This window comes from Streptosporangium sp. NPDC049644, from assembly GCF_040675205.1.
Lineage (GTDB): Bacteria > Actinomycetota > Actinomycetes > Streptosporangiales > Streptosporangiaceae > Streptosporangium > Streptosporangium fukuiense.
The window spans coordinates 182,181-193,976 of the sequence record NZ_JBFAOJ010000001.1; the positions used below are offsets into that span (position 1 = coordinate 182,181).

Below are 11,796 nucleotides of genomic sequence, written 5' to 3' on the forward strand. Positions count from 1 at the left end.
GAGGTCATGGGGGCTGGAAGGCACGGACGGATGAGGGGCCGCCGGTCCGGGCGGTCGCTGCCGGTGCTGGCCGGGGTGGGGGCCGCCTCGGTGACGATGGCGATGCTCGGGTTCTGCTCGGTCGACGCGCCCGCCGACCAGGCCGGACGCCCGCTCGCGGACACGTCGACCGCTGCCCCGCCACGGGGCGACGCGCCGCAGGGGAGGGCGCCGGGGGGCACCACCCGGGCCGCCGGCCACGCGTGGCCTGTGACGGCCGCGCGGGTGCCGTGGGAGGGCGGTCCCGCCTACTACGGGCGGTTCGCCGCGCCCGCCGCGGCGGGCTGGACGAGCCCGTCGTTCTTCCCGGTCGGCGTCTGGTTCGAGTCCGTGATCAGCCAGGCCGATGTGAACCGGGACAAAGCCGCCGGGATCAACACGTACGTGGAGCTGACCGAGACCAGCGACATGGCACTGGTGCGGAAGAACGGGATGTCGGCGCTGACGAACGTCCCCCTGCCCGGCTACGGCAGCGAGACGGTGGGCTGGCTGCTCGACGACGAGGTCGACATGTGGGCGAAGGCAGGGGACGCGGGGTGGACCGGCAACCACCCCGGCGAGGGCCCCCTGTGCGTCCCGGAAGATCAGGGATGCGGTTTCACGGTGTTGCGCGCCCAGCAGGACCGGCTCCCGAAGGGCGACGGAAGGCTGCACTACGCCAACTACGGCAAGGGCGTGATGATGTGGGAGAAGGACGCGGACGCCGCCGCGTTCGTCAACCGCTTCACCGACGCCGTCTCGGCCGACGTCTACTGGTACACCAGCGCGAGCGTCTGTCTGGACGGGCAGAACTTCCTGGCACTGCCGGTCGCCAGGTGCCGCAGGGCCGCCAACTACGGCGCCGTCATCGACCGCCAGCGCGAGCTGGACGCGCTGGACGGCCGCCGCCAGCCGATCTACGGTTTCGTCGAGGTCGGCTGGCCGGCCGAGAACGACACCCGGGCGATCCGGCCGGAGCAGGTGACGGGCGCGGTGATGAACTCGCTGATCCACGAGGCCCGGGGCATCGTCTACTTCAACCACAACTTCGGCGGCCCCTGCCACTCCCAGCACGTGCTGCGCGAGGGGTGCGGCAAGGCGGTCAGGCCCGCGGTGGCCGAGATCAACCGGCGGATCAGGAAGCTGGCCCCGGTGCTGAACACCCAGTCATACGCGCACCGCTTCGGCCCCGGCCTCGACACCATGCTGAAACACCACCGGGGCTCGTACTACGTCTTCGCGATGCCCGGCGGGAAGACGGCGCCGGGCAGGCGCACGTTCACGCTGCCGCGCGGGGTGCGGGCCACCCGCGCAGAGGTCCTCTTCGAGAACCGGACGCTCCGCGTCGACGCCAAGGGCCGCTTCACCGACTCCTTCGCCGCCGAGCACTCCCACCACATCTACCGGATCACGCCTTAGTGTCCCGCGCCTGAGACTCGGCGTGAGGAAGGCGCCAGCGGGCCCAGACGGTTTTGCCGGGGTGGTCGAGGAGGGGGGTGACGCCGGTGTCGTGGGCGAGGGCCTTGACGATGGTCAGGCCGCGGCCGTGCAGAGACTCGGCGTCGAGAGCGAGGTGGCGGGGCCGTCCGGGGCCCTTGTCGGTGACCTGGATCTGGAACTCGTCCGCGTTCGCCCACAGGGAGAGCCTGACCACCGGCTCGCCGTGGACGATCGCGTTGGCGAGCAGCTCTCCGGCCACCAGGACGGCGTCGTCGACGAGGTGGTGCAGTGCCCAGGCGACGAGAGTCTCGCGCACCATGGCACGGGCCTTGCCGACGATCGGCAGGTCGTGCGGCAGGTCCCAGCAGACGGTGCGCGGGTCGGCGGACGTCTGCGAGGCTTCAGGGAACTGCGGGTCGTACGGAGTGTGAGGGTGCGCCAAGGACTGAGGGTGGTTCAGGGCCTGCGGGTCGTACGGGAGTCGCGGGGTGTCCGGGGTCTCGGGCATGGGCCCTCCTTGGGGTGGCGGTGTGCTGTGTTCGGCCTCGCGCATCAGGCCGCGTAGCTCGTCGGCGGTGCCGGCCTGGACGATCAGGGGTTCGGAGGCGGGCCAGCCGGCGACGGCGTGGAAGCGCCGGGTGCCGGGGCCGTACCAGACGGTCCAGGCGGGCTCGATCTGGTCGAGCTGCTCGGCGGCGGCGCGTTCGGCCGGGTCCCAGGGCTGGGAGTCGACCCGCTCGGTGGCCGTCCCTCGCCGGTGCCGCCCGCTCTGCCTGGGCTGGGAGTCGCGCCCGTTCATGTGGTCGCTCCCTGCCGGTACGGGGTGTGCCTGCCGGAGGGGGTACGGGTGCCCGGTGGCCTGCCACGCCGGTACGGCACGGGGGCCGTGGTCACGGCCTGCTCCGGCCGCCGGTGCCGGCCGGGGGAGACCTCCGGGAGTCGCACGGGGGAAACGGCGGGGGCCGTGGGGCCGGGGATCGAGCGGATGGGCGTGGTGACCGGTGGGCGGCCGGAGAGGTTGAGACGGCGGCGGGTGGCCATTCGGGCGTGGACCTGGGCGGAGGTGGGTTGCTCCCAGTGGTGGCGGGCGCGGTGCGGCAGGCTGGCGGCCTCGTGCGCGTACGGGGGGTGACCGCACCAGCGGCAGCCGAGCGGCATCGGCGGCCGGTCAGCGTGCCAACGGACCCTGATCGGCCTGGGGTTTCCTCTAGGGTTGTGCATCGGGTCGGACCTCCTGTGTCCGGTCGAGGGGCTTGTCATGGCGTGCCGTGCCGTGGCAGGCCCCGCTTTGTTCGTGGGTTAGGGGCGACATGGCCCGGTATTTCCGTCTTGTGCGAAATGACTTCTGCCCGTCCGGCGGGGCTTACTCGACGGTGACAGGTACGTATCCGGAAGAGGCGTGAGACGCAACTGAGGGTGTGTTTTCCGTTGAATCGACGAACATTTCTACTCCCTTTATCCGGACATACATGGCGATTTTTTCGACGGTCGTAGAGAACTGCTCTCCGAACGCAGAGGAGGGCCGATCCGGTGGCGTTCCCGCTCTCCCGGACCTCTTCACAGCGTGCCCCTGGGTGACTACTTTGGGTATCGAAAGTCGAGGCACATCAGTGTGACAGTTTGTGGAAAGTTGTGTCTCTTGTGTTGCGATGTGGAATCCCTCGCTGGACGGAGACATAATGTCCAAGAATCCCAAGCTCAACCCAAAAAATGAAAAATGGGTTCTTTTCGGCGCAGAACTCCGCAAATACCGGAAAAAGGCAAAAATGACCCAGGACGACCTGGCCGAGGTGACTCAGTTCAGCAGGAGCCTGCTGAGCTTCACCGAGAGAGGTGAGCGCAATCCCAGTCGCAACCTGGCACAACGCTGCGACGACGCGCTGGGCGCGAACGGAGAACTCATCCAGTACTGGACGTACATCACCCACGCGGCGAGCCCCCGATGGTTCCGGGACTGGCTAGAGGTCGAACCGGCAGCGCATACGCTGCACACCTGGCAGCCGCTCGTCGTGCCTGGCCTTCTTCAGACCGAGGAATATGCGCGAGCCGTGCTGCGTGGAAAACCTGGCGTAACGGATCATGAGGTAGAAAAACTCGTAGCGGCTCGAATGGAGCGGCAAGCCATCTTCGCTCGGGCTTCTCCACCGATGCTGCGAGTGGTGTTGGATGAGGGTGTTCTGTACCGCCCGATCGGCGGCAAGGAAGTCATGCACGCTCAGATCGAACGCCTGCTCATTAGCTTCGCGTCACCCAAGATCGTTATTCAGGTGCTTCCGCTGGCTCTTGGAGTGACCACGGGGGTTCTTGGTGGTTTTATCATTGCGCAGATTCAAGGAAGTGTGGATATCGTGTATCTCGAATCTGCGCTAAACGGTCAAGTTACCAATAGGCCAGAGGATGTCGAAGCCATCCAGGCTACGTATGACACCATCCGAGCTGAGGCACACTCTCAGCATGTCTCGATCGATTTGATCAGAGAGGCAGAAGGAACATGGATCTGAGCGACGAGTTGAGAACAGCTGACTGGCGTAAGGCCACGAAGAGCGGGCCCAATGGTGGGGATTGCCTGGAGGTGGCTCCGTTGTCGGGTGGTCGGGTGGGGTTGCGTGACACCGAGGCCCCCGAGCGGGCGCCGTTCGTGGTGAGTGCGAGTGTCTGGGACGCCTTCATCGACGGCGCCAAGAAGGGCGAGTTCGACTTCTAGCCCCAACCTCGCAACACGGGAAGGCTCCTGGTAGCCGCCGGGGGCTTTCTCGTACTCACATGCTAACTAACATGCTAACTAGCATGTGGGGTCGGGGATGGGGAGAGATCAATGCTTGATGGGGAGCTCGCGGAGATTGTCGGCAACCTTCGCGCGCTGGGTGGCGACATCACCGATGTCGAGGTGAAAGCGTCGCGGACGGAACTGCCGAAGTCGACCCGTGAGACCCTCTCAGCCTTCGCCAACACCCATGGTGGGGTGCTCATTCTCGGGCTGGATGAGACCAAAGGGTTCGCGCCGACCGGGGTACGCGATCCCACGCGGCTCTCCAGTGACCTTGCCGCACTCTGCTCGGCCGATATGGAGCCGGCCCTGCGGCCGTTGATCCGCATCCACGATTTCGAAGGCGTCAAGCTCGTCGTGGCGGAGATCCCGGAGGTGGATCCGAGCCGGCGGCCGTGCTTCTACCGGGGGGCGGGCATGACGAAGGGAAGTTTCGTCCGCGTCGGCGACGGCGACCGTCGTCTGTCCAGCTATGAGGTCCAGGTCATGCTGTCCTCACGGGGACAACCTCGCGAGGACGAACAGGGCGTTCCGGGAACCGGCCTCGACCTGCTGGATCCGGCCGCTGTGGAGTCGCTGATCACACGGCTGAGAGTCAGTCGGCCGTACGCTTTCAAGGACCTTGACCGCCATGACGTGCTTCGGCGAGCGAAGGTCCTGGTGACGGGGACGGACGGTTTGGAAACGCTCTCGTTGGCCGGTCTGCTCGCGCTTGGCTCCTACCCGCAGGAACACTTCCCCCAGCTGATGATCAGCTTCGTGTACTATCCCCTGAGCAGCGGAGATGCCTTGGCCGGAGGAACTCGTTTCCTGGACAATCTCACTGTCGAGGGTCCTGTCCCCGTCATGGTCCGTGACGCGCTGGCAGCCATCCGCCGCAACATGTCCAGGCGGGCGGTCATCACGGGGATGGGACGGGAAGACATCTGGGAGTATCCGGAGACCGCTCTTCGTGAGGCCGTGGTCAACGCGCTCGTCCACAGGGACTTGTCCAGCGCGGCCCGTGGCACACAGATCCAGATCGAGATGTATCCGGATCGGCTGACGATCCGTAGTCCTGGCGGCCTGTTCGGACCGGTGACCCTCGACAGCCTCGCCGACGAGGGGATTTCCTCGGCGCGAAACGCGACACTGATGAAAATCCTCGAAGAGGTCACCGTTCCCGGGGAGACACGGACCGTCTGCGAAAACCGCGGCTCTGGAATCCGTGCGATGGTGGCCTCCCTGTTGGCTGCCGGTATGAGCCCTCCGCAGTTCGACGACCGGGTCTCCTCGTTCGTGGTCACCATCCCCAACCACGCCCTGCTGAGTGAGGAGACGGTGCGGTGGGTGGAGAGCCTCGGGGCGAGCGGCCTCACGGACAGCCAGTGCGTCGCCCTGGCCATGCTGCGTGACTCGGAGGTGCTCGACAACCGTTCCTACCGCGGCGCCACCGGAGTGGACTCGCGCGTTGCCACAGCCGAACTCCAGGATCTCGTGGCAAGAGAACTGCTCATCCAGAGCGGGGCACGGAGATGGGCCCGCTACGAGCTGCCCCCGCGCCTGCTCCGGTCTGCCGCCGTCGGGGCGCCCGTGTCATCACGAGCAGATCGACGCCCTCAGTTGCTGGAAGCACTCGGTGACGAAACCCTGTCCCGTGCCGAGTTGGCAACGCGCACCGGCCTCGGCGACCAGGTCGTACGTCGCTGGCTGTCGATCATGCGAGAGGAGGGCGTCGTTGAACTGGTGGGAAGCTCGCCCAGGAGTAGGGACGCGCGATACCGGCGGGTCCAGCAGGGCTCCCTGTTCCCACCTTCGTGAAGGGGTGCGCCCATGGAAGTGATGTACGGGCATTGGGACCGGTGAGCCGGGATCGGCATCGCTCCTCCGTCGCGTGTCGGGTGGTCGGGTGGGCCTGCGGGATACCGAGGCTCCTGAGCGGGCGCCGTTCGTGGTGAGTGCGAGTGTCTGGGACGCCTTCATCGACGGCGCCAAGAAGGGCGAGTTCGACCTCCCTGCCAGTCAGCTCCGCTAACTGTCCCGAAGATGATGATCGATGCCATCGAAGTGCGCCGCATTCCGGAGGCCGGAGAACCACGCGAGGCGTTCGAAGCCCGAGGAGACCTTTCTCAGGAAAGATCGATGGCGAGATCGGAAGTGGCGATGCCGATCTCGCCGTCGTATTCGGCCCCGGCGGCGGCTCGCGCGGCTGTGGCTTCCGTACCCGGCTGCAGGTGAGTCAGCAACAGGTGTCGGACGTCGGCTTCCTTGGCCTGCCGGCCTGCCTGGCGGGCGCTCGACAGGCTGCGCCGCGAATCCTCCGGGACCCGGTCCACATAGGTGGCCTCGGCCAGAAACAGGTCGGCGCCGCGTGCCAACTCCACCACCTCGGGGCTCGGGCCGGTGTCGCCGGTGTACGCGAGCACCCGCTCGCCCGCCGTCAGCCGTACGCCGGCATTGGGCACCGAGTGCGGCAGCAGGCGGGTCTGCGCATGGAACGGGCCGATGTCGATCCGGTCGTCGGCGGTGAACTCGCGCAGGACATGGGCATCGGTCAGGATTCCCGGGCGGTCCAGCGCGAGCACCGCGTCCAGGGCACCGGGCAGTGAGTACACCGGCAAGGGGGCCGGCGGATCGTCACGGAACGCACGCGCCCGCAACAGCGGGTTCAGATCGGCGCAGTGATCGGGATGTCCGTGGCTGACGAACACCGCGTCGACCTGATCAGCGGTGACCCGTTCCAACAGCCGCGGCACTGTCGCGTACCCGGGGTCGACGAGCAGCCTGAACCCGTCGTGCTCCACGAGATAACCGCTGCAGGCCTGGCCCGCTCCCGGCCACGCACCGCATCCGCCAAGGATTGTCAGCAGCATCCATGAACCCTAGCGGCCGGTTCGCCGACCGTGGCGCGTCCGTGAGTGCAGACGAGGAACTCCGGTCGTGTACGGATCGGACCGACCGGAGGCGAGCAGTGGGTGCGTCTTCTGATGGCGCGCGAGCGTGCGCTCCAGCCGCTGTGCCGAGACAGGCGACCCGAGTTCGACGACGAGCGAGAACTGCACTGGGTTGCGACAGAGGTCGATAACGCGTTCGAACGCCCCTGGCGGGCGCACGACCGGGCGTCTTGAGAGTCGCGCATGCGTCCTCGGTGTCGTTGTGTCGTTGTGTCGATGGGGCGGGCGCGTCAGCGCTCAGACTGCTCGGCCCCGATGCGGCCGCTTGTGACGGCGTCGGCGGCCATGCGGAGCGTGTCGGTCTCGAACGTGAGCCGTAAGGCGTCGGCGGGAAGCGCGCGCTCGATGAGGAGGCCGTTGAGGACGGATGCCAAGAACCGTGCGCTTCGCTCGACGTCGTTCGCCGGAACCGCGCCTTCGTCGGCGAGGACGGTCAGCCAGCGCTCGATGCGGTGCAAGCCCAGTCGCTCCAGCGAACGGTACGTGGCGACCTGGTCATCCGTCGGGTCGGACGCGATGTACGTCTCGTGGATCGCGCGCCAATACTCGCGCGCCCGATCTCCGGTACCGACCTGCGAGAGCAGTTGTCGCAGGCACGCGACGAGGCGCTCCGCCGGCGCTCGTTCGGTGTCGAGGATGGGATCGTCGGGGATGTCGACGTCGTAGATGCCGGCGACGACGGTGTCGATGAGCTCCCGCTGCGTCGGGAAGAAGTGGCGAAGCGAACCCATGCTGACGCCTGCTCGCGCAGCGACTCCTCGGACGCTCAGCCGAGCGGCCGGGTCCTCTCCGAGCATGGTCGCCGCCGCGATCAGGATCCTGTCGCGGGTGTCTCGCTTCGGTGGACGGTCGGGCATCGGCGGAACCTCCTCACACCTCATTTCTAGCACAGTGTGCTAGCTTCAATGAAGTAGCACAGTGTACTAGTGATGGTGTGACCGAAGACAGGAGGTTCTCGGGTGGGGTTCGGAGGATGGCGCAACCGTCGCGCAGCACGGCGCGTACGCCCTGGCAACGGCGAGCCGCTGCCGCGCTTCCGCTGGTGGCAGCTGCTGAGCAGGTCTGTGCGCACGCTGACGCTTCGCGCACCGGACGGCACCGCGTCCACCTACGCGGTCGACGTCCGTCAGATGGGCGATCGCGACGACGGCGCGGTACGCGCGCGGCTCTACCGCGACGGCGCACTCGTTTCGCTCTCGACAACGCCGGCTCGCTTCCCCGTGCCGGGCGGTCACATCGAGGTCGTCGTCGGCACCTACGGCTTACGACGCTGCCACTACGTGCAGGTCGATGGCACTGAGACGCAGTTGACGCCCCATCCCGCTTCCGCCGAGGGGCGACGCGCTCACTTGCATCGGACACACCCGAGGCTGAGCCGCCTCGTCGGCGTCGTCTCGACACTGCTCGTGCTCGTCGGGATCTGCGTGGCCATGCCACAACTCGCCGAGACCATCTCGCACATTCCGCCCGTGGCGGATGCGCTCGGAACATTCGATCTCCCTGTGCACATCCCGCTCGCGGCGAACCTCGCCGCAGGCATCGCGGCGGTCGCGGGCAGCACCGAGCGCGCGCTGCGACTGCGTTCGAACTGGCTAGACACTCTCGCGAGCTGACCATGCTGACCATGAGGAAGGACACCATGACGAACACCACCGAGGGTTGGCTCCTCCGAGGAGACAAGCCCGAACACTCGCCTCGCGTGCCGACCGGCGTCGAATACCACCGCGTCTACGCGGGCGACAAGCGCCGGATCCCGCGCGGCATCCTCACGATCGTGCTGCTGTTCGCCGGGCTCATCGGCTTCGCGCAGTTGTTTCTGATCGGCGCCGCCGTCATCGACGCGCGGATTCTCGGCCGTACGGGCTTCACCCCGCTGCAACAAGCCGCCGGCGCGCTCTCGCTCGCCGTGCTCATCCCCTACAGCATGCTGCTGCAGCGCCTGCTCTACGGCGTGCCCGCAGCTTCGCTGCACTCCGTTTCAGGACGTTTCCGCTATGGCGTCCTCGGCCGCTCGCTGCTCGCCTTCGGACCGCTGCTCCTCATCGTCGTCTCCATCGGGTTCCTCGTGCCCGGCGAGGCGGTCCCCTGGACGACCGCCGATCTCGTCGCGTTCATCGTCATCAGCACGCTGCTCAGCCCGCTGGCGGCGGCCGGCGAGGAGTACGGGCTGCGAGGCCTGATGTTCCGCGTCGTCGGAGGCTGGACCCGCGGCGCCCGCTCCGGGGCGATCCTCGGCATCATCGTCACGGCCGTGTTGTTCTCGCTCTTCCACGGCACGCTCGATCCCTACCTGCTCACCTCGTATCTCGTGCTGTTCTCGGCGCTGGCGATCGTCACCTGGCGCACCGGCGGGCTTGAGGTCGCCGTCGTGTTGCACGCCGTCTACAACGCCACGGCGTTCGTCCTCGCCACGACACTCCATCTCGACCTCGGCGGAGCCCTCAGCAGTCGTGGCGAGACGGTCGGTTCGGTCGGGAACCTGGTGCCCGGCGCCGGGCTTGTCGTCATCACCGCGATCATCTGGTGGATGACCCGGAAGTCGGGTCCCGCACGCACGCCTTCAGCGTGACGTGAGGCGGCACGAGCCGGCCCACCGACCTGACCTACCAAGATCGATTAGTGGGGGCCTCGGCCGCCATGACGGCGGGTGAGGCGCTCACACCTCCCCGGGGCGGAGAGGATGTCAGGTTTTCTGGTTCGATGAACGGCCACTGTCGGACACGCTTGGTTGCCGGTGAGTCACCAAGGGTATGTCGTGGCACGTTTCCAAACCCTCGCGAAAAGGCATTTCCTATGACCTTCTCCCGCACGACTATCACCCGCGCAGCCCTACTCCTGGCGGTTCTCGCCGCACCGTTCGTCACCCCGGCGACCGCGCACGCCGACAGTCACTACGTCTGCGCGGACGGCACCCGCTTCCAGCTCTCGGTGATGCTCGGCTACCACGTGCTGGCGACCCAGTGCACCGGCAGCGGAACCGAGAACCCGGTCACGATCACCATCACCTCCGGCTACTACGCGGGCGAGCACTTCTGCCGGCAACTCCTCGCCCACGGACCGGAACTGGTCAGCGGCCTGCAATGCACCTGAACCGGACAGCCTGCTACTTCTCACCCAGGCCCATTACCAACACCTCGTGAGTACGAGCGTGCGAGACGCGGGGCTTGTCTGATGGCATCTGGGCGCTCATTGTCAAGCGATGGAGTCAGCCTTGCGTAGCGCATCGGCCTGGCACACGTTCGAGCGGATCCGGCGGTTGACGCGGACGGGCATCGCCGACGGCGAGTTCCTGGCCGACCTCTCGCGCCTGCTGCGCGAGAGCGTTCCTTTCGACGCCTCGTTCTGGACGGGGGCCGATCCGGTGACCATGCTCGCCACCTCGCCCTCGCGGCTGGAGAACCTGGGTTCCGGTGAATACTGTGACCGCTACTGGGAGAACGAGTTCTTCGTCGAGGACGTCAACCACTTTCACACGCTGGCCGGTCTGCCGACCCCGACCGCGTCCCTGTATCGCGTCACGGGCGGGCGTCCGGCGCGGAGCTCCCGCTACCACAACGTGAACCTCGTGCAGGGACTCGGCGACGAACTACGGTGCGTGTTCCGGGCCGGAGGCGATGTCTGGGGTTACATGTGCCTGTGGCGGGCGATGCCCAGCTGTCGGGCTTGCGTCCGACACGCGAGCCCGACGCCGTCGCATCCCGCCAGGGCTCCGTCCTGACACGGAAAGCGGTACATGAAAACACGGCGGGCGTACGCGGCACCAGGAACCAAGGGCGGATCCAACCGGGGAGACCGCCTTCGGCGTCGGTGGCCGCTGCCGAACCGGAGCGTACGACAGGGAGCCCGCTTCCGTCATAGGCTGAATTTCGCCCGTGATGGAGGGAGGCTGCGGTGGCCGAGACGATAGTGGCCGAGGTGATGGCCGAGCTGGCCGAGCTGGAGGACCCGAGGATACGCGAGGTGAACGAGAAACACGGTGACGATCACGGTGTGAACCTCGGCAAGCTGCGCACGATCGCGAAGCGGCTGAAGACGCAGCAGGAACTCGCGTGCCGGCTCTGGGAGACGGATGACACCGCGGCGAGACTGCTGGCGATCCTGATCTGCCGCCCGAAGGCGTTCGAGCGTGACGAGTTGGACGTCATGTTGCGCGAGGCACGCGCACCCAAGGTGCACGACTGGCTCGTGAACTACGTGGTGAAGAAGAACCCGCACTCCGAGGAGCTGCGCCTGGCCTGGTCGGCCGACCCGGATCCGGTGGTCGCGAGTGCCGGCTGGGCACTGACCGTCGAACGCGTGGCGAAGAAGCCCGAGAGTCTCGACCTCGTAGCACTGCTCGACGTCATCGAGGCGGAGATGAAAGACGCCCACGATCGCCTGCAGTGGGCGATGAACCACTGCCTGGCGCAGATCGGGATCGAGCACGCCGAGCACCGCGCCCGGGCGATCGACATCGGTGAGCGCCTGGAGGTGCTCAAGGACTACCCGACTTCCCCGGGCTGCACATCTCCGTTCGCGCCCGTCTGGATCACCGAGATGGTGCGCCGACAGCCACGATAAGCCGGTGACTCCTTTGGTGAGCCGGCAATCCGTCCCCGCTCGAAGTCGACCACCACGCGCAGCCGCCCACCGAGAGTC

The 11,796-nt window shown here is 67.1% G+C and carries 14 protein-coding genes; 10 read left to right on the forward strand and 4 right to left on the reverse strand.

All coding sequences use genetic code 11. The features are described 5' to 3' along the window. Nucleotides 1-6: 6 nt before the first annotated feature. The gene (locus AB0J58_RS00905; RefSeq protein ID WP_364208425.1) at nucleotides 7-1,437 is read left to right on the forward strand and encodes a hypothetical protein; all 1,431 of its coding nucleotides are present in this window, start codon (nucleotides 7-9) and stop codon (nucleotides 1,435-1,437) included. Here the strand turns inward: AB0J58_RS00905 and AB0J58_RS00910 are convergent. Then, nucleotides 1,427-2,257, reverse strand: a complete 831-nt coding sequence (locus AB0J58_RS00910) for an ATP-binding protein (RefSeq protein ID WP_364208428.1) — start codon at nucleotides 2,255-2,257, stop codon at nucleotides 1,427-1,429. The two genes, AB0J58_RS00905 and AB0J58_RS00910, sit on opposite strands and share 11 nt — an antisense overlap. Then, entirely contained in the window at nucleotides 2,254-2,679 is a 426-nt protein-coding gene (locus AB0J58_RS00915; RefSeq protein ID WP_364208431.1) for a hypothetical protein, read from the reverse strand. The genes AB0J58_RS00910 and AB0J58_RS00915 overlap by 4 nt, the downstream gene beginning before the upstream one ends. A 458-nt stretch (nucleotides 2,680-3,137) precedes the next feature. On the opposite strand from AB0J58_RS00915, the gene AB0J58_RS00920 reads away from it, so the two are divergent. From AB0J58_RS00920 to AB0J58_RS00935, 4 genes are all read left to right on the forward strand, one after another. After that, nucleotides 3,138-3,959 (forward strand): helix-turn-helix transcriptional regulator, encoded by an 822-nt coding sequence (locus AB0J58_RS00920; protein WP_364208434.1) that lies wholly within the window; start codon nucleotides 3,138-3,140, stop codon nucleotides 3,957-3,959. Further along, complete coding sequence (locus AB0J58_RS00925; RefSeq protein WP_364208437.1) at nucleotides 3,950-4,162, forward strand: DUF397 domain-containing protein; 213 nt, start codon at nucleotides 3,950-3,952, stop codon at nucleotides 4,160-4,162. Before AB0J58_RS00920 ends, AB0J58_RS00925 begins: the two co-directional genes overlap by 10 nt. A 111-nt stretch (nucleotides 4,163-4,273) precedes the next feature. Continuing rightward, nucleotides 4,274-6,025, forward strand: coding sequence for an ATP-binding protein (locus tag AB0J58_RS00930; protein ID WP_364208440.1), 1,752 nt, complete (start codon nucleotides 4,274-4,276; stop codon nucleotides 6,023-6,025). 88 nt (nucleotides 6,026-6,113) lie between these two features. After that, nucleotides 6,114-6,239, forward strand: coding sequence for a DUF397 domain-containing protein (locus tag AB0J58_RS00935; protein WP_364208443.1), 126 nt, complete (start codon nucleotides 6,114-6,116; stop codon nucleotides 6,237-6,239). A 94-nt stretch (nucleotides 6,240-6,333) separates the two neighbouring features. On the opposite strand, the gene AB0J58_RS00940 is transcribed toward AB0J58_RS00935, so the two are convergent. Both AB0J58_RS00940 and AB0J58_RS00945 read right to left on the reverse strand, forming a co-directional pair. Then, entirely contained in the window at nucleotides 6,334-7,077 is a 744-nt protein-coding gene (locus tag AB0J58_RS00940) for an MBL fold metallo-hydrolase (RefSeq protein WP_364208446.1), read from the reverse strand. Between the two features lie 311 nt (nucleotides 7,078-7,388). Then, on the reverse strand, nucleotides 7,389-8,015 hold the full coding sequence (locus tag AB0J58_RS00945; protein WP_364208449.1) for a TetR/AcrR family transcriptional regulator: 627 nt from the start codon (nucleotides 8,013-8,015) through the stop codon (nucleotides 7,389-7,391). Nucleotides 8,016-8,222: 207 nt separating this feature from the next. On the opposite strand from AB0J58_RS00945, the gene AB0J58_RS00950 reads away from it, so the two are divergent. The 5 genes from AB0J58_RS00950 to AB0J58_RS00970 all read left to right on the forward strand — a co-directional run bounded on the left by AB0J58_RS00950 (nucleotide 8,223) and on the right by AB0J58_RS00970 (nucleotide 11,718). Further along, complete coding sequence (locus tag AB0J58_RS00950) at nucleotides 8,223-8,771, forward strand: hypothetical protein (protein WP_364208452.1); 549 nt, start codon at nucleotides 8,223-8,225, stop codon at nucleotides 8,769-8,771. A gap of 26 nt (nucleotides 8,772-8,797) precedes the next feature. After that, nucleotides 8,798-9,727 carry a type II CAAX endopeptidase family protein gene (locus tag AB0J58_RS00955; protein ID WP_364208455.1) on the forward strand — a complete coding sequence of 310 codons (930 nt, stop codon included), beginning with the start codon at nucleotides 8,798-8,800 and terminating at the stop codon, nucleotides 9,725-9,727. A 224-nt stretch (nucleotides 9,728-9,951) separates the two neighbouring features. Continuing rightward, on the forward strand, nucleotides 9,952-10,248 hold the full coding sequence (locus AB0J58_RS00960) for a hypothetical protein (RefSeq protein WP_364208458.1): 297 nt from the start codon (nucleotides 9,952-9,954) through the stop codon (nucleotides 10,246-10,248). 121 nt (nucleotides 10,249-10,369) lie between these two features. Further along, the gene (locus tag AB0J58_RS00965) at nucleotides 10,370-10,876 is read left to right on the forward strand and encodes a hypothetical protein (RefSeq protein WP_364208461.1); all 507 of its coding nucleotides are present in this window, start codon (nucleotides 10,370-10,372) and stop codon (nucleotides 10,874-10,876) included. 173 nt (nucleotides 10,877-11,049) lie between these two features. Then, on the forward strand, nucleotides 11,050-11,718 hold the full coding sequence (locus AB0J58_RS00970; protein WP_364208464.1) for a DNA alkylation repair protein: 669 nt from the start codon (nucleotides 11,050-11,052) through the stop codon (nucleotides 11,716-11,718). Nucleotides 11,719-11,796: the final 78 nt, after the last annotated feature.

Coding starts and splice junctions, on each gene's coding strand:
- AB0J58_RS00940 (WP_364208446.1), bottom strand. CDS start 7,077: ATGCTGCTGACAATCCTTGGCGGATGCGGTGCGTGGCCGGGAGCGGGC.
- AB0J58_RS00925 (WP_364208437.1), top strand. CDS start 3,950: ATGGATCTGAGCGACGAGTTGAGAACAGCTGACTGGCGTAAGGCCACG.
- AB0J58_RS00955 (WP_364208455.1), top strand. CDS start 8,798: ATGACGAACACCACCGAGGGTTGGCTCCTCCGAGGAGACAAGCCCGAA.
- AB0J58_RS00920 (WP_364208434.1), top strand. CDS start 3,138: ATGTCCAAGAATCCCAAGCTCAACCCAAAAAATGAAAAATGGGTTCTT.
- AB0J58_RS00905 (WP_364208425.1), top strand. CDS start 7: ATGGGGGCTGGAAGGCACGGACGGATGAGGGGCCGCCGGTCCGGGCGG.
- AB0J58_RS00915 (WP_364208431.1), bottom strand. CDS start 2,679: ATGCACAACCCTAGAGGAAACCCCAGGCCGATCAGGGTCCGTTGGCAC.
- AB0J58_RS00960 (WP_364208458.1), top strand. CDS start 9,952: ATGACCTTCTCCCGCACGACTATCACCCGCGCAGCCCTACTCCTGGCG.
- AB0J58_RS00910 (WP_364208428.1), bottom strand. CDS start 2,257: ATGAACGGGCGCGACTCCCAGCCCAGGCAGAGCGGGCGGCACCGGCGA.
- AB0J58_RS00930 (WP_364208440.1), top strand. CDS start 4,274: ATGCTTGATGGGGAGCTCGCGGAGATTGTCGGCAACCTTCGCGCGCTG.
- AB0J58_RS00945 (WP_364208449.1), bottom strand. CDS start 8,015: ATGCCCGACCGTCCACCGAAGCGAGACACCCGCGACAGGATCCTGATC.